At 39.8% G+C, this 17,143-nt stretch carries 16 protein-coding genes and 1 pseudogene; 12 read left to right on the top strand and 5 right to left on the bottom strand.

From position 1 onward, the window contains the following. Positions 1–473 precede the first annotated feature (473 nt). The 4 genes from proA to DWY07_RS09530 are packed head-to-tail and all read left to right on the top strand — an operon-like array spanning position 474 to position 5,500. Entirely contained in the window at positions 474–1,748 is a 1,275-nt protein-coding gene (gene proA, locus DWY07_RS09545; protein ID WP_117822844.1) for a glutamate-5-semialdehyde dehydrogenase, read from the top strand. A 38-nt stretch (positions 1,749–1,786) separates the two neighbouring features. Beyond that, positions 1,787–3,655 carry an indolepyruvate ferredoxin oxidoreductase subunit alpha gene (iorA, locus tag DWY07_RS09540; protein ID WP_117807744.1) on the top strand — a complete coding sequence of 623 codons (1,869 nt, stop codon included), beginning with the start codon at positions 1,787–1,789 and terminating at the stop codon, positions 3,653–3,655. Further along, positions 3,655–4,227: an indolepyruvate oxidoreductase subunit beta gene (locus tag DWY07_RS09535; protein WP_117807742.1), complete on the top strand. Its 573-nt coding sequence runs from the start codon at positions 3,655–3,657 to the stop codon at positions 4,225–4,227. The genes iorA and DWY07_RS09535 overlap by 1 nt, the downstream gene beginning before the upstream one ends. A 37-nt stretch (positions 4,228–4,264) precedes the next feature. Beyond that, on the top strand, positions 4,265–5,500 hold the full coding sequence (locus DWY07_RS09530; RefSeq protein WP_117807740.1) for a phenylacetate--CoA ligase: 1,236 nt from the start codon (positions 4,265–4,267) through the stop codon (positions 5,498–5,500). A gap of 59 nt (positions 5,501–5,559) precedes the next feature. Here the strand turns inward: DWY07_RS09530 and DWY07_RS09525 are convergent, their stop codons facing one another. After that, positions 5,560–6,156 (bottom strand): cytidylate kinase-like family protein, encoded by a 597-nt coding sequence (locus DWY07_RS09525; protein WP_117807739.1) that lies wholly within the window; start codon positions 6,154–6,156, stop codon positions 5,560–5,562. Positions 6,157–6,189: 33 nt separating this feature from the next. Next, on the bottom strand, positions 6,190–7,551 hold the full coding sequence (locus DWY07_RS09520; RefSeq protein ID WP_117807737.1) for an SLC13 family permease: 1,362 nt from the start codon (positions 7,549–7,551) through the stop codon (positions 6,190–6,192). 334 nt (positions 7,552–7,885) lie between these two features. Here DWY07_RS09520 and tgt point away from each other — a divergent pair, with 334 nt between their 5' ends. Together tgt and yajC are read left to right on the top strand one after the other, a co-directional pair. Continuing rightward, entirely contained in the window at positions 7,886–9,019 is a 1,134-nt protein-coding gene (gene tgt, locus DWY07_RS09515; protein ID WP_008401543.1) for a tRNA guanosine(34) transglycosylase Tgt, read from the top strand. A 12-nt stretch (positions 9,020–9,031) separates the two neighbouring features. Continuing rightward, positions 9,032–9,388 carry a preprotein translocase subunit YajC gene (gene yajC / locus DWY07_RS09510; RefSeq protein WP_008401544.1) on the top strand — a complete coding sequence of 119 codons (357 nt, stop codon included), beginning with the start codon at positions 9,032–9,034 and terminating at the stop codon, positions 9,386–9,388. A gap of 88 nt (positions 9,389–9,476) precedes the next feature. Here yajC and DWY07_RS09505 read toward each other — a convergent pair whose 3' ends face one another. Further along, a complete protein-coding gene (locus tag DWY07_RS09505; RefSeq protein ID WP_008401545.1) occupies positions 9,477–10,349 on the bottom strand; it encodes a PHP domain-containing protein in 873 nt (290 codons plus the stop codon). Positions 10,350–10,600: 251 nt separating this feature from the next. Here DWY07_RS09505 and DWY07_RS09500 point away from each other — a divergent pair, with 251 nt between their 5' ends. The 5 genes from DWY07_RS09500 to DWY07_RS09475 all read left to right on the top strand — a co-directional run bounded on the left by DWY07_RS09500 (position 10,601) and on the right by DWY07_RS09475 (position 15,443). After that, a complete protein-coding gene (locus DWY07_RS09500; RefSeq protein WP_008401546.1) occupies positions 10,601–11,308 on the top strand; it encodes a nitrogen-fixing protein NifU in 708 nt (235 codons plus the stop codon). Positions 11,309–11,328: 20 nt separating this feature from the next. Continuing rightward, complete coding sequence (locus DWY07_RS09495) at positions 11,329–12,339, top strand: GGGtGRT protein (RefSeq protein WP_008401547.1); 1,011 nt, start codon at positions 11,329–11,331, stop codon at positions 12,337–12,339. A gap of 383 nt (positions 12,340–12,722) precedes the next feature. Next, positions 12,723–12,908, top strand: a complete 186-nt coding sequence (locus tag DWY07_RS09490; RefSeq protein WP_117822842.1) for a hypothetical protein — start codon at positions 12,723–12,725, stop codon at positions 12,906–12,908. Between the two features lie 488 nt (positions 12,909–13,396). After that, entirely contained in the window at positions 13,397–13,903 is a 507-nt protein-coding gene (locus DWY07_RS09480) for a hypothetical protein (protein WP_021943451.1), read from the top strand. A 130-nt stretch (positions 13,904–14,033) separates the two neighbouring features. Continuing rightward, positions 14,034–15,443, top strand: a complete 1,410-nt coding sequence (locus DWY07_RS09475) for an ATP-binding protein (RefSeq protein WP_021943450.1) — start codon at positions 14,034–14,036, stop codon at positions 15,441–15,443. A 132-nt stretch (positions 15,444–15,575) separates the two neighbouring features. Here the strand turns inward: DWY07_RS09475 and DWY07_RS09470 are convergent. Further along, positions 15,576–15,812: pseudogene (locus tag DWY07_RS09470) on the bottom strand (tyrosine-type recombinase/integrase); the annotation flags it as partial. Between the two features lie 26 nt (positions 15,813–15,838). On the opposite strand from DWY07_RS09470, the gene DWY07_RS09465 reads away from it, so the two are divergent. Next, positions 15,839–16,261 (top strand): nucleotidyl transferase AbiEii/AbiGii toxin family protein, encoded by a 423-nt coding sequence (locus DWY07_RS09465; protein ID WP_021943448.1) that lies wholly within the window; start codon positions 15,839–15,841, stop codon positions 16,259–16,261. Between the two features lie 557 nt (positions 16,262–16,818). Here DWY07_RS09465 and DWY07_RS13220 read toward each other — a convergent pair. Continuing rightward, entirely contained in the window at positions 16,819–17,109 is a 291-nt protein-coding gene (locus DWY07_RS13220; RefSeq protein ID WP_173784087.1) for a tyrosine-type recombinase/integrase, read from the bottom strand. Between the last annotated feature and the right edge of the window lie 34 nt (positions 17,110–17,143).

The raw sequence follows: 17,143 nt of genomic DNA, 5'->3' as shown, positions 1-17,143 counted from the left end.
GTCGAAGACTTATCCTGAGAGGTTCGAAAGATAAGCGGAAGAGATTGGAGAGAGTGAAGTCGCAAGACTTTCTGTATGAAATTCTGAAGGTACATGAAATAGTTTAAAAAAAGAAAGCGTCAAAAAACGCTTTCTTTTTTTGTGTATAAATATTAATTTGAAATATGAAATAATCATTCTGTACCTCATAAAAGATTGTAAAATATAAAAATTAAAAAGCAACGGCATGTTATTCTTAGATAGCCGGATATTGAAGGCTGTTATGGTATTTAAAAACTAATATAATGGTAAAAGATTATGTATTTTTATTGCAATTACATACATAAATCTATAAAATAGATATGGTGAATCATACATAAACAGTGCGAAAAAGGGTATATATCTGATATATTATATCAGATAAACAAGAACAATAATTACAGATGTATTGTAATAGAAAGGAAATATAATAGCAGGCAGCTATTGAAAAAGGTATGGGAATAAAAGAAGAAACAATAAAAATGAAAGCGGCAGCACCTTATCTGGCAGCTTCTTCGGTAGAACAGAGAAATAAAGCACTTCTACTGGTTGCAGAGAATTTAAGGGCAAATGCGGCAAAGATTTTTGAAGAGAATAAACGAGATCTGGCAGCGGCAGAAGAAGATCATATTGCACAGGCAGTAATGAAACGCTTGAAGTTTGATGAGGGAAAACTAAGAGATGTTATAAAAGGAATTGAGCAGTTAGTTGCTCTGCCTGATCCATTAGGAAAGGTGACATTAAAACGCCAGTTGGATGAGGGATTAGTTCTGAATCGTGTCACCTGTCCGATTGGTGTTATCGGAGTTATTTTTGAAGCAAGACCGGATGCACTTGTTCAGATATCATCTCTTTGTATTAAGAGTGGAAATTGTGCGATACTAAAGGGTGGTAGGGAGACAACATATACCAATCGTATCCTGTTTCAGATTATACATGATAGTATAATAGATGCAGGGTTGCCGGCAGATTGTATGCTTCAGGCAGAGCAGCACAGTGAGATTGATGAACTTCTGTCGTGTCACGAGACGGTTGACCTTCTGATACCGAGAGGATCGAACAGTTTCGTTCAGTATATTATGAATCATACAAAGATTCCTGTTATGGGACATGCAGATGGAATCTGTCATATTTATGTAGATAGAGATTATGATCCAAATAAAGCGATTCCGATTATTATCGATGCAAAGACCCAGTATACAGCAGCATGTAATGCAGTGGAAACTTTGTTGATCCATAGAGATATAGCTGGAAAATTTCTTCCGGTTCTTGCAAAAGCATTAAAGGAAAATGGAATTACGCTTCGTGGAACAAAGGAAGTAACAGATCTGATTGGCGGAGAGACAATCGGTGAACAGGAGTTCAAAGAATATCTGGATCTGATTGTTTCTGTTAAGATTGTAGATACGGTAAATGATGCGATCGCACATATCAATAAATACGGTTCCCATCATACAGACAGTATCATTACCGAAAATGCGGAAACTGCAGAATTATTTATGCAGATGGTAGATTCTGCCGGAGTTTATCAGAATTGTTCAACTAGGTTTGCGGATGGTTTCCGTTATGGTTTTGGTGCAGAGGTTGGAATCAGTACAGGAAAGATCCACGCAAGAGGTCCGGTTGGTCTGGAAGGGCTTGTTACTTATAAATACAAACTGTTTGGATGTGGACAGATTGTAGATGATTATGCAACAGGAAAGAAAGAATTTCATTTTAAAGATTTATAATAAAAATCATTCACAAGATTATTACAGGAGTTAGAAAGATGCATAAGGAATTTCGAATGGGAAATGAAGCAATTGCGCTTGGGGCAATTGCTGCCGGGGTAAATTTGATTTCCGGATATCCGGGAACGCCATCGACAGAGGTACTTGAGACGGTTGCAAAGAACAGAACAAATGACTGTTATGTAGAATGGTCGGTTAACGAGAAGGTTGCCATGGAGGTAGCAGCCGGTGCTGCTTATTCAGGCGCGAGAGTTATGGTAACAATGAAGCAGGTCGGATTAAATGTGGCATCTGATCCGTTGATGAGTCTGGAGTATGTGGGAGTAAAAGGCGGTATGGTGATTCTGGTTGCCGACGATCCGGGGCCAATCTCATCACAGACAGAACAGGATACGCGGACATTTGCAGCATTTTCAAAGGTTCCATGCTTTGATCCTACATCGGCACAGGAAGCTTATGAAATGGTACAGGAGGCTTTTGAGTACTCGGAAAAATATAAAACACCTGTATTCTTAAGACCGACAACAAGAGTGTGTCATGGATATGCAACGATTGAAGTAAAGGATGCAGCAGAATACAAAAAGAATGAATCGGAGGGATTTGTGAAAGATTCCAAACGGTGGGTTATTTTCCCGAAGCTGTCCTTTCAGGCACATCGGAATATTGAAAAGCGAAATGTCGAGCTGGGGGATGCCTTTTCTGAATATGACAGAAATGTTGTGAGCAGGAAGACAGAGACAAGATTTGGTATTGCAACCGGTGGAATCAATTATACATATACAATGGAAGCCCTGGGAGACGATGCAGAAAAAATAGCGATATTTAAAGTAGCGACCCCGTTTCCGTTCCCGGAACGAAAAGCAGTTGAATATCTGGAACAGTTAGATGCGGTTTTATGTGTGGAAGAATTAGATCCGGTGATCGAACGTGCGCTTACCTATATAGCGGGCAAATATCATCTCCCGGTAAAGATCTATGGTAAGCTGACCGGTCATGTAGCAGCCTCAGGTGAGAACACGATTGACAGTGTAAAGGACAGTATCACACAGTTCTTATTGGATCAGGGTATTGCAGTAGACCGGTACAAGGCGCTTACCGCAGGTGAAAAGAACAATCAGTCGGAAGAGTTGGCAGAGATGCCGGAGCTTCCAGTACGTCCACCTGTATTATGTGCAGGTTGTCCTCATCGTGCTTCCTTTTATGATGTAAAATGCGCTATGAAGGGAAAGAAGACAATCTTTTGCGGAGATATCGGATGTTATACACTTGGAAATGCCATGCCGCTTGATATGGTTGACACTTGTCTGTGTATGGGCGCAGGGCTTGGAATTGCGCAGGGTGTTTATCATACAGAACCGGATACGACATGTTTTGCATTTGTTGGAGATTCTACATTCTTCGCGTCAGCAATTCCCGGCGTCGTAAATGCGGTTTATAATCAGGCAGATATGACATTGATCGTTCTTGATAATTCCACGACGGCTATGACAGGACACCAGCCACATCCTGGAACCGGACATACGATGATGGGAGATATTGTAAATAAGATTGATATTGTTGGTATCTTAAAGGGAATTGGTCTTAAGACAGTAGAGACGATCAATCCATTTGAGCATGAAGCAGCGGTACAGACAGTTGCGCGTGTTGCAGCAGAACCGGGTGTGAAGGCAATTATTTTCAAATCTCCATGTATAGCCATTACGAAGTCGTCCAGATGTATGCATATAGATACAGATGCATGTATAGGTTGCCAGAAATGTATCAGAGAGATCGGTTGTCCGGCACTTTACACATTTGAAGGCAAGGTTTGTATCGATGAAAGTCTCTGTACAGGATGTACTTTGTGCAGCCAACTCTGCCCGGTACATGCAATCGGGGACGGACAAGAAGAAAGGGGGCAGGCATAATGAATAAGAATATTATTCTGTGTGGTGTCGGTGGACAGGGAACAGTGCTTGCATCCAAGCTGATCGCAGCCGCAGCTATGGAGAAAGGAATCCCGGTTATGAGTGCGGAAACGATCGGTATGGCACAGCGCGGAGGAAGCGTATTCAGCCATGTAAGAATGGGTGAAAATCTGTATTCACCAATGATAGCAAAAGGAACAGCAGATATGATCCTGGGATTTGAACCGGGAGAAACGGTGCGGATGCTTCCTTATCTGAAAAAAAACGGAGCAGTAGTCGTCAGCAATCGTGCGGTTATGCCGGTTACAGCATCGCTGGCGAAGACCGGTTATAACGGAGCATCTATGATTGATTATTTGAAGACACAGGTAGATCAGGTTCTGGTGATCGATACAGATCAGGCATGTGAAACTCTTGGGTCTGCAAAGGTGTTAAATGTCCTGATGCTTGGAGCCGCAATCTCGACCGGTATGCTTGGACTTGAAAAAGAAGATATCAAACAGGCTTTGATAAAAAGATTGCCGGAAAAATTACATGAGCTGAATTTCAGAGCACTTGATTATATACAATAAAAATATTTTATAAAATAGAAAGTTTGGAGGATAAATAATGGAGATTTCAGAGTTACAGATCAGTCAGGTCAATAAACAGATCGAAGCATTGATTAAGGCTGAAAGTTTTTATGGAAAGAAGCTGGAGGAAGCAGGAATTACAAGAATTTCGACACCGGAGGATTTTAAGAAGCTTCCATTTTCAGAAAAAAAAGACCTGAGAGATGCATATCCACTTGGTTTAATGACAGCGCCGGAAAGTGAGATCGTTCGTATCCATTCATCATCAGGAACAACAGGACTTCCGGTTATTATTCCATACACAGCAAAGGATGTAGATGACTGGGCGATTATGTTCAAGCGTTGTTATGAGCTTGCAGGTATCACGAATATGGATCGTATTCAGATCACACCGGGATATGGACTCTGGACGGCAGGAATCGGCTTCCAGAACGGAGCAGAGAAGTTAGGTGCTATGGTCATACCTATGGGACCAGGAAATACGGATAAACAGCTTCAGATGATGCAGGACATGAAATCTACTGTCCTTTGTTCGACGTCTTCCTATGCACTTCTTCTTGCAGAGGAGATCGAGAAACGTGGTATCAAAGATAAGATTTGCCTGAAGAAGGGTGTGATCGGTTCTGAACGCTGGGGCGAAAAGATGAGAAAACGTATCTCAGAGGAACTGGGAATTGAATTATATGACATCTATGGTTTGACAGAGATTTATGGACCGGGTATCGGAATCAGCTGTAAATATGACAACGGTATGCATTACTGGGATGATTATGTCTATATCGAGATTCTTGATCCTGTAACCTTAGAGCCGGTTCCGGATGGCGAAATGGGTGAGATTGTTATAACAACGCTTGTAAAAGAGGGTGCACCTCTGATTCGTTATCGTACACATGATCTTTCAAGAATTATTCCGGGAGATTGCCCATGTGGATGCAAGCATCCAAGGTTAGGTGTGATTATGGGAAGAACGGATGATATGATGAAAATTAAGGGTGTAAATGTATTCCCAAGCCAGATTGAAGAAGTATTGAAGGAATTCCCTGAATTATCAAGTGAATATCAGATTCGTATCTCCCATCTGGATGGAAAAGACACAATGAGAATCTATGTAGAGACGGATGGAAGCGTAGATTTCGTAGAGTTATCTAAGCGTATTGCAGAGAGAGTAAAGAGTCGGATTGGATTTACCCCACTTGTTAAGGTTGTAGAGATTGGGGTGCTTCCAAGAAGTGAGAAGAAGACAAAACGTGTAATTGACGAGAGATATGAATAAAGCAGAAAGCCGGATATGACATTTCATACCCGGCTTTGTTTCTGTCAGTAAATTATGAATTACAGATCAAATTTTGTTTTTACAAAATCTTCAATGATATCGGCGGTCTTTTTGAAGCCCAGGACGGTTGAATTGATCGTCATATCATAGTTCTTACTGTTGCCCCATTCCATATCAGTGTGATCCTTGTAATATGTTTTTCTGTTACGGTCATGACGTTTGATCGTAGCTTCAGCATCACGTTGGGATAACTGCTTGGTTTCCATAGTACGCTGTAACTTCGCTTCGGCATCAGCGACAATAAAGAATGAAGCTACACAATCCATATCCTTTAATACATAGTCGGCACATCTGCCAACAATTACAAAGGATTCTCCGGATGCTGCCTTTTCTTTTATAAAATCGAACTGAAGACCGGCAAGAATCTCTTCCGGAGAATTGCTGTATCCCTGAACGGTACGAGAGAACAGATATTTTCTAGGTGACTCATCATAGTCTTTAATATTATCTGTATCAAAATTATTCTGTTTTGCAACTTCTTCAATTAGATTACGATTGTAATATGGGACATTAAAACGTTTTGCAATGTCCTGAGCAATTACATGTCCGCCACTTCCATATTCACGACCGATCGTGATAATAACCTGTTTGTCCATATTTTATAACCTCCCTAAAAATATGTAAGTTTCTTAGAAGACGCTGTTATATCGAATAAATACACCGAGTGTACAAATGATCATAACAAGAATAGTAGCAGGAGCCATCTTCTTACAATATTCGCCCCATCCGACCGGATGACCTGCTTTAGCAGCTACTGAAGTACCAACAACATTTGCGGAAGCACCGATAGGTGTTGCATTTCCACCAATATCTGTACCAATGGCTAATGAATAGGCAAGGACGGCAAGAACCCCACCATTACCTGCTGCAAGTTCTTTGATAACAGGAACCATAGTAGCAGCAAATGGAACATTATCGATAAAGGCACTGCAGATAGCTGAGAGCCAGATGATAATAGCAACCATGATATACATATTTCCACCGCTGACGTTTTTGATGAATTTTGCAATGACTTCCAGAATACCGGTCTGCTCCAAACCACCAACGACAACAAATAAACCAATAAAGAATAAGAGTGTCTTGTAATCAATCTTCTTTAAAAGTTCCAGTACATGTCTGCCGGAACAGATCAGTGTGATTATAGCTATTATAACACCAATCGCAGCAACTGTCAGCCCTGTCTGTGTCTGTGTAAGAAGCAGAACAACAGAAAGCAGGAAAATAACACAGCTGAAGATAAATCCGGATTTGTCTGTAATTGCTTCTGAAGGACTTGGTATTGTTGAGGTATCAACCCCACCTTCATTTTGCTTTAATTCCTTACGAAAAGCAAGATAAAAATAGACAATCATAATAACCAGTGAAATAAGAACAAACACACCGGTATTTGTCAGAAAATCAAAGAATGAAAATCCAAGTGAGGTACCGATGATGATGTTTGGTGGATCACCACAGACGGTAGCAGTTCCACCGAGGTTGGAGCAGAAGACTTCTGCCAAGATCATTGGAACCGGATTGAATTTTAATAATTGTGAGAGTTCTACTGTTACAGCTGCAAGGAACAGAATAACCGTGATACTTGCAATGAACATGGAAAGAAATGCTGACAGGATCATAAAGGTGATCAGAATTGGAACAATTCTGTATCGTACAAGCTTTGCAATCAGCATGCAGAGCCATGTAAAGAAACCTGCACGTTTCATACCTTCAACCATGACCATCATACCGGCAATAAAAATAATGGTCGCCCAGCTGATACCGCTGGAATCTTCAGATGCTTGTCCAACTGTATGCCAGAAGCTGGTTGTAAAAATGCTTTTAACGTTTAACACTTCCATGATAGCCTGTCCACTGTGCAGACAGATACCAAGGACAAAGATGATGGTGAGTAATCCACAGCCCAGCGTTATAAGATAATGTTCGATCTTATCAAGAACGATCAGCACAAACATAGCCAGGAAGATGGTTACTGCTAAGATGGATGCTAACATGTTTCCTCCTTCTTGAGAGATACCTGAAAATCATAATGGTAGTATCTCTTCTTATTTATAATATTTTTTTTCCGTTTATCATTATAGGAAGATTGCACAAAAAGTCAATATTTTTCGGTAAAGGTTCGGTAAAGGACGATGAAAATTGATAAAAAACAAGTAAATATGACTAAAAATAGAGTGAGTAAATAAAAAATAGTCATTATATTTGGTACAAATGTTACAGTTTTCAATCGTATTGTGGATAGAAACAAAATTAATAAGAAGAAACTGTTGCATTTCCGTTCAGACTGGGGCATTATAGAGAAAGAATATTAAAGGAGAATGAGTAATTATGTATAAAATTATTTGTAAAGATGGCAGAGCAAAAAGAGCTACCTTTACGACTGTTCATGGTACAGTGGAAACTCCTGTATTTATGAATGTGGGAACTGCTGCTGCGATCAAAGGCGCAGTTGCTACGACAGATCTGAAAGAAATCGGCTGTCAGATTGAATTATCAAACACCTATCATTTACATGTAAGACCGGGTGATGAGGTTGTGAAGAAAATGGGCGGTTTACATAAGTTTATGTATTGGGATCGTCCAATTCTTACGGATTCTGGCGGATTTCAGGTGTTCTCGCTTGCAGGACTTCGAAAGATTAAAGAAGAAGGCGTTACATTTAACTCGCATGTAGATGGACGCAAGATATTCATGGGACCGGAGGAAAGTATGCAGATCCAGTCTAATCTTGCATCTACGATCGCAATGGCGTTTGACGAGTGTGCACCTGCAAAGGCGGAACGTTCTTATGTGGAGAATTCGGTTGCCAGAACCTATCGTTGGCTGGAGCGCTGTAAGGCAGAGATGACACGTTTAAACAGCCTGCCGGATACGATCAATAAGGAACAGATGCTATTCGGAATCAATCAGGGCGCAGTATATGAGGATATTCGTATTGACCATGCAAAAAGAATTGCAGAGCTGGATCTGCCGGGGTATGCTATTGGTGGATTGGCTGTTGGAGAGACAGCGGAGGAAATGTATCATATTCTGGATGTAACCGTGCCATATCTTCCTGAGAATAAGCCGGTTTATCTGATGGGTGTCGGAACGCCGATCAATATACTCGAAGCAGTTGACCGTGGTGTGGATTTCTTTGACTGTGTATATCCATCCAGAAACGGACGACATGCACATGTATACACAAAACATGGAAAACTGAATCTGAAGAATGCAAAATATGAGACAGATGACAGACCGATTGAAGAAGGTTGCGGATGTCCGGCATGTCAGCATTACAGCAGAGGTTATATCAGACATCTGTTAAAGGCAAATGAAATGCTTGGTATGAGATTTTGCGTCTTGCATAATTTGTATTTTTATAATAATATGATGAAAGAGATTAGACAGGCTATCGAAGAAGGCTCATATGCATCGTATAAAAAGTCTATGATAGAGAGTTTAACATCAAATGAAGTTTAGAAGGAGAATATTATGAACACATTAGGAATGGTTTTAAGCGGTAGTACACCAGCAAATACAGGTAGCAGCACAATGTTTATCGTTGTATATATCCTGATCTTTGCTGCAATTATCTACTTCATGATGATCCGTCCACAGAAGAAGCAGAAGGCTAAGACAGAAGAAATGCATAACCAGATGGAACCGGGTGACAATATTATGACAACCAGTGGTTTCTATGGCACAATCCTTGATATTGTAGATGACACAACTATCATTGTTGAGTTTGGTAATAACAAGAACTGTCGTATTCCAATGCATAAGAATGCAGTTGCTGAGCTTGAAAAGAAGAATGCAGCAGTAGTGGAAGAAGATAAGGAAAAGAAATAAAGAATATCTTTTTAAATAAGAAGATGTCAGAACAGAAAAATCTCCATGTTCAGTAGAAAATCTGAATATGGAGATTTTTTTCTGTTCTTCAAAAAAGATGCGCTTTAATATTGTCCAGAATTCCTGTGGTGATCCGCATACCGCCGCGACCGGTTCCGAGAGAGATGTCCGGTTTGATCACACCGTGGAAATCCGTACCGCCGGAGACAAACAAGTCATGTCTGTCTGCAATCGCCCGGAGCTTTCCGCTCTCATAGGAATTATTAGAAGAATGATAAGCTTCTAAGCCCTTTAACCCAAGTGGTTTCAGATAGTCCAGTAATTCCTCAATCTGGTTATAACCAAGCTTATAGAGTAATGGATGTGCTAGAACTGCACATTTGCCATATTGGTTGATGATCGAGAGAGCACGTTCACATGTGACCTCCGGTTTCGGAAGATAGTATCTGCATTTTTCGCCAAGGTATTTTTTAAACGCCTGATCCTTGTTCTTGACAATGCCGTCCTCAATCAGAACTCTTGCAAAATGTGCACGGGTAATGACTGTATCCGGATTTCCCTCTTGAAGTTTTTCGATGGTCATATCGATGCCGTCACGCTGAAACAGCTTGCACATTTCCACATTTCGATTAAAACGTGCATCTTTTAAAGCGTTCAATTCAGCAAGAAGTCCGGGATTGGTATAGTCCATATAGAAGCCCAGAATATGGATCTCGCGTGAACCATAGTTGCACGAAAGTTCGATACCGGGAATCAATTCCATAGGGAGAGAATCCTGTGTATCCGGGGCCGGCTGATGATTTTCCATGAACCGGATTGCTTCCGGGACTCCATCAACCGTATCGTGGTCGGTGATCGCCAGAGCGGCAAGTCCCTTATCAAGAGCCATCTGGCACACTTCAGATGGAGTAAAAGAACCATCCGAAGCAGTTGTATGGACATGTAGATCTATAAAACGCATATATATTCCTCTTTTCTTTATACAATGTAGGATTGGTTTACCGAAATCTAAAAAGATAAAAGCAAACCAAAATAATTATAATATGAATCTAAAAACATGGCAAATTTTTAGACAAACTTATTGATATTTTTTATTAATTGGTATAGACTTAATTGACGGTTTATGAGAAAATATGTCTGATGGTTACGAAAAAAGAATAGATATTCATAACCGCTTTAAGCAGATTTTCATATTTCGAAAGGAGATTCACAATGATTTATTCACAGGAAGTTGAAAACATGTGCCCAGTTGGACAGGGCGTACATCATGGATGTGCTCCAATTCCAGAAGAAGCAAAATGGGTACAGGCAAAAGAAGTAAAGGATATTTCAGGCTTTACACATGGTATTGGCTGGTGTGCACCACAGCAGGGTGCCTGCAAGCTGACATTAAATGTTAAGGAAGGAATTATTCAGGAAGCATTAGTTGAGACAGTTGGATGTTCAGGTATGACTCATTCAGCAGCTATGGCAGCAGAGATCCTTCCGGGACTTACAGTTATGGAAGCTCTTAACACAGACCTTGTTTGTGATGCTATTAACACAGCTATGAGAGAGTTATTCTTACAGATCGTATATGGTCGTTCACAGAGTGCATTCTCAGAGGATGGACTTGCTATCGGTGCTGGTCTTGAAGATCTTGGTAAGGGACTTCGTTCACAGGTTGGTACTATGTACGGTACATTAAAGAAGGGTCCTAGATACCTTGAGATGGCTGAAGGATATGTAAATGCTATCGCTCTTGATGAAGAGGGTATGATCATTGGATATAAATTCGTTAACCTTGGTAAGATGACTGATTTCATTAAGAAGGGTGATGACCCTAACACAGCTTATGAGAAGTCATGTGGACAGTATGGACGTGTTGCAGATGCAGTTAAACTCATCGACCCACGTACAGACAAAGAGATTGAGAAATAATAGAAGGAGGTAACGATATAATGGCATTATTTGAATCATATGAAAGAAGAATCAAACAGATCAATGAAGTATTAAACAGCTACGGTATCTCCTCAATCGAAGAGGCAGAGAAGATCACAAAGGATGCTGGTTTAGACGTATACAATCAGGTAAAGAGCATTCAGCCTATTTGTTTTGAGAATGCATGCTGGGCATACACAGTAGGTGCAGCAATCGCAATCAAGAAGAACTGCAGAAAGGCTTCAGAAGCTGCAGCAGCAATCGGTGAAGGCCTTCAGTCATTCTGTATCCCAGGTTCAGTTGCTGATACACGTAAGGTTGGTCTTGGACATGGTAACCTTGGTAAGATGTTACTGGAAGAAGAGACAAAGTGCTTCTGTTTCTTAGCAGGACATGAGTCATTCGCAGCAGCAGAAGGTGCGATCGGTATCGCAGAGAAAGCTAACAAAGTTCGTAAAGAGCCACTTCGTGTTATCTTAAACGGTCTTGGTAAGGACGCTGCTCAGATTATTTCAAGAATTAACGGTTTCACATTTGTTGAGACTGAGTATGATCCATATACAAACACAGTTAAAGAAGTATTCAGAAAGTCTTACTCAGAAGGACTTCGTGCAAAGGTTAACTGCTATGGTGCGAACTCTGTACCAGAAGGTGTTGCTATCATGCACAAAGAGGGTGTTGATGTATCTATCACTGGTAACTCAACAAACCCAACTCGTTTCCAGCATCCGGTAGCTGGTACTTACAAGAAGGAATGTAACGAGTTAGGAAAGAAGTACTTCTCAGTTGCTTCAGGTGGTGGTACAGGTCGTACACTTCACCCAGATAACATGGCAGCAGGTCCTGCTTCCTACGGTATGACAGATACACTTGGACGTATGCACAGTGACGCTCAGTTCGCTGGTTCATCATCCGTACCTGCTCACGTAGAAATGATGGGTCTGATCGGTGCTGGTAACAACCCTATGGTTGGTATGACAGTTGCTGTAGCTGTTTCTGTAGAGGAAGCAGCAAAGGCTGGTAAATTCTAAATAAAAGGCTTAAAAGCTAGACTTTTCGGGCTATTCAGACTAGGTAATTCGGTCTGGATAGCCCTATTTTTATGTCCATAAGACACGTAAAAGTCGCAAGCAAGTCACAAGCAACAAGTCACACAAGTCACAAACCCTGTAGACTGTGTGAGTTGGGGGGGTAGTTCCTGTGTTGTTATGTTCAGTATAAGGTGATTACTCAGTTGATGAATTCTTAATATCGCAAAATTTATTTGCAGTGTCTGAAATGAATAAATGTCTGAGTTGTTTTGGTGAGACATGTAAAAAATGTTAGAAATCAGATAAACAGCAAGGCAGATTGTATTGGATATCGCAAATTTTTTATGCGAAATAATATTAATTATGAATAGGAGGTAATTCATATGAGTTATCGAAGAAAGAACGGCACAGGGGGTATCACCAAAATGTCAGGAAAGAGAAACAATCCTTATAGAGTTAGGATTACGGAAACTTTTGTGGTGGATCCTTTCGATCATTCGATTCGTACACAGGGAGAAAAGGAAGAATTAATTCAACGTAAATTTGTGAGGGTAGGTGAAGTCGTATAACACCAACTTGCATGAGAAGATTGAAATGCAGAAAGCCAAGGAACTTTTTGGAAAAAGTAATTGAGTGATTAATCCTGTCTTGCTATAATTGAGACAGGGTTAGTTTTGAAGAAGATTATAAAATCCTTTCAAAATGGTTAAAATGAATTTGTGACACAATCTTCAAAAGGGCTTAGTGAAGCACTTGGAACGCTAAAGCCCAAAATTGATATAGCTACAGTTGCTGCTAAGGTTGAAACCTAGCAGGAACAGACCAAGAAAGCAAAAAATCACCGTTACGATTATGGATGAAGTTCTTCATAGTAGACGCGTATTTGGACATAATGGCGGTGTAAGCCATGCGGCAAATATAATTAATACGATAAATTCAGGTACATTTGCTCAAACAGAAAAACGCCTTGCTATAGAAGGATTTACTAGGATTGTTCCAGACATTGTATGGAATCTTGGTAATCAATTCTACGCTTGGGCACATTAAAGGAGAGATTATGTTTTTTTGGAAAGACAAAGAAAAAAATAAACCAACTATAATTGAGCATCCTGTATTAGGAACTTTGATTAAAAAAACAGATTGGTACACAAAGAAGAGTTTTATCATTACATTATGGGATAAAACTTTTGACTTGTATCTGTGTATATACTCAAATCAAAAAGATGCTGTAATTTCATTTGAACAAGAAAAAGCAATCAGATATTATCTTGATAATCAGATTCAAATCGAACGAGATATTAAAAAAATGCTGTTGAATTTTTTTCACACTTCAGATTGTTCTTTGATTGAAAAGAGTATACAAATTGAAGGATTGAATTTTACAAGGAATGGAGCTATTAGCATTGGTTTAATAGCTGATTTTTCTGATGAGTTTCTTGAAAAACATATTGGAGAAGATGTTATTTTTACAGATTCTTTTGGGATGTCAGTTTATCCGATTAAGGCAGTGCTTCCAAATGAGAAAGTATATTACAACTTCAATAATAAATACGAAGGAGATTAGAATATGCATGGCATTTCTGGCACATATATCTATGAAATGTTATAATAATATTTGGGATTCTGGAGATGTATAAGGTATTGGCAAATGAATAATGAGATGAAACGAGATTTTTGATATTGGAGGTAGTAATATGGCAGAGGAGACACTGTTTTCCGGCGAATCAAAAAATATTGAATATAAGGTTGCAGTACCGGATAAAAGCGAAAAATATATGAAAACTGTTGTAGCTTTTGCCAATGGTAGGGGAGGAAAAATTGTTTTCGGAATAGAGGACAAGACCTTAGAAGTTGTGGGAATGGATGAAGATAGTATCTATAAGACAATGGATGACATTACCAATGCTATTTCAGATTCTTGCGAACCTGTAATCAGGCCGGATGTGGCGATGCAGACAATTAAGGATAAGACAGTGATTGTGATAGAGATATTTCCGGGGGCAGAGCGTCCATACTATATAAAATCACAAGGCGTGTTTGATGGTACTTATGTGCGTGTTGCAGGTACGACTAGGCATGTTGAGGATTACATGTTAAGAGAGTTGATGCTGGAGGGGAAGAACCGTTATTTTGACAGTGAAATATGTCAGAATATGGATATATCAGACAGTGAGATTGAGGAGCTTTGCAAGAGCTTGAAGGAGACAGCTATGCGAAATACATGGCAGGATAGTGAAAAAGCGAAGATTAAGGATGTCACCAGAAATATACTGATTTCATGGGGCGTTCTGAAGGAGGAATGCGGAAAGGTATATCCGACCAATGCATATGCACTTTTGACCGGACGGATGGTGGGGCAGCCGGTTATTCAGTGCGGTGTGTTCAAGGGAACCAATCGGGCGCATTTTGTTGACCGGAGAGAGTTTGAGGGTTCCATTCAGGAACAAATGGATGCTGCATACCAGTATGTTCTTGAAAAAATTAACATGGGAATGACAATAAAGGGAATGTACAGACAAGATGTATATGAACTTCCTACAGACAGCATAAGAGAGTTGATTGCAAATGCAGTAGCTCATCGTAGTTATCTTGAGCCGGGGAATATACAAGTGGCATTGTATGATGACAGGCTAGAGATTACTTCGCCGGGCATGCTGCTGAATAATGTTACGATCGAAAAAATGATAGAAGGTTACTCAAGACCGAGAAATCCTGCAATCGCAAGAGCCTTTGCGTACATGAAAATTATTGAAAAATGGGGAACCGGAATACCGAGGTTATTCGCAGCCTGTGAGGAGTATGGATTACCTAAGCCGGAGCTGATTGATTTTGATGGTGATTTCAGAGTTAATATGTATCGTAAAAGAGATACTAATACAAAAACAGGTGATCAAACATGCCAACAGGTGAATGATGGGGTGAATGATGAGGTGAACAAACTGCTGAATTATTTAAAACTGCATCCTGATTATACGGTTACTCAATTCGCAGAACATTTTGAGGTAAGCAGAAAAACAATAGCAGCGAGATTGAAAAAACTGAAGGATAAAGGATATATTGAAAGAGTTGGATCTTCGAGAAAAGGTTATTGGAAAGTAAATTGATTTTATCAAATGGACTACTCCGAACAACCCCAATTATTCCATTCGGACAAAAAGGTGAACAATTAAGGTGAACGATCAGGGAAAATGATTAAGGTGTATGATAGGGTGAATAATTAAAGCAACCATTGCGGATTACCGCTTGGCTTTTCTTGTGGAGTGAGCATAGACATTCATTGTGGTACTGACATCTGAGTGCCCTAACAGTTCCTGCACATCCTTTGGTGCTGCTCCGTTTGCCAGAAGGTTACTTGTGTAGGTGTGACGCAACTGGTGAAAGTGAAAGCCTTCAAATCCATCCAGCTTCTGTGCAATCTTCCTGCAAACAATTCCTAATGTACTTGGCAGTTCCAGACTTCCATTCGGTCTTAAGACCATATTTGGAGGTGCTACTTTAGATGATAACAACAGCAAGGCAATTAAAAGATCTGATTCGGAATCTGTCAAAGAAAAAATCTGCTGATGCGCAAATTTTGATGCGGAATTATATGATGGAACGATTTTTGAAACGAATTTCTTTATCAGAGTATAAAGACAAATTTATATTAAAAGATGGAATGCTGGTGGCAGCAATGGTTGGTCTGGATGCCAGAGCTACTATGGATTTGGATGCAACCATAAAAGATGCTAACGTTAGTTTAACAGATGTGGAGACAATTATATCAAATATTATAGCAAGAATAGCAGAGATTTATGAAAAAGAAAAAGATATTAATAGAAGTTTGGAGTGGTGTAGGAAGGCATTCAGAAATTCTGTTAATAACAAAGAGTTACAAGAGGAAATTGAGGAAAAGATAGAGAAGCTAAGTAAATTAGCATAATGAAATTGTTGTATAAGTGACTTGCTTGCATTTGGTCATATTAGATGCTATAGTGGGAAAAATTCATCATTGTAGACTGGATAGTATCACATTTATTATAGAAGGAAAATTGTTTAGCCTTGCTGTAGCTATTGAACGAAAAGCCACACCGAAAGCCACACATGCTTGACTTATCTTGAATTTACTAGGTGCATTGATTCTGTCGAGGAAGCTGCAAAGGCTGGTAAGTTCTAAAAAAGCTAGTATTTATGCGGTTCCTGGTTCTGCTAGAATGTGCCAAAATTAGTGCGTAAGACACAAATAAGACACAGGTAGAACACAGTCGTAGAACACAAATAATTGCCCCGGGAGATTATATGCTCCCGGGGTTTTTGCTATTATTGTATCAGTTCTATTTCTTCTTTTAATTGATCTAAAGTTCTGTGGGTGTACACTTTCTCAGTCACATCCTCGATAGAATGACCAACTATCAGCTTTATGATGTATTCATCCATGCCAGCATTTTTTGCCAATGTAATAAATGTATGTCTTGTATCGTGAGGACGGTGGGAGAGTTTTTATTTTCCCATGACCTTATTCCAACGGCTTCTGTATTTGTCGTATGTCATGCGCATACCAGACTGACTATCTGGATCATTGAATAAATAATCGGATTCCAATTCTTTAGCCTGATCTACTCGTTTTATGATCAGATCTCTTATTTTTGAATGAATAGGAACGCACCTGTTGCGCCCTGCATCAGTCTTAAGACCGCCGAACATGGTATTATTTTCCAGATCAATATCAGCTATTTTCAAGATAGACAGTTCTTGTGGCCGCCATCCGCTGTATATACCAATTAGAATCATATCAACAACACCATAGTTTATGTTCTTCCAGAGT

The sequence above is a fragment of the Clostridium sp. AF23-6LB genome, from assembly GCF_003461085.1.
GTDB lineage: Bacteria > Bacillota > Clostridia > Lachnospirales > Lachnospiraceae > Coprococcus > Coprococcus ammoniilyticus.
This window is presented reverse-complemented; position numbering and strand designations above follow the sequence as displayed.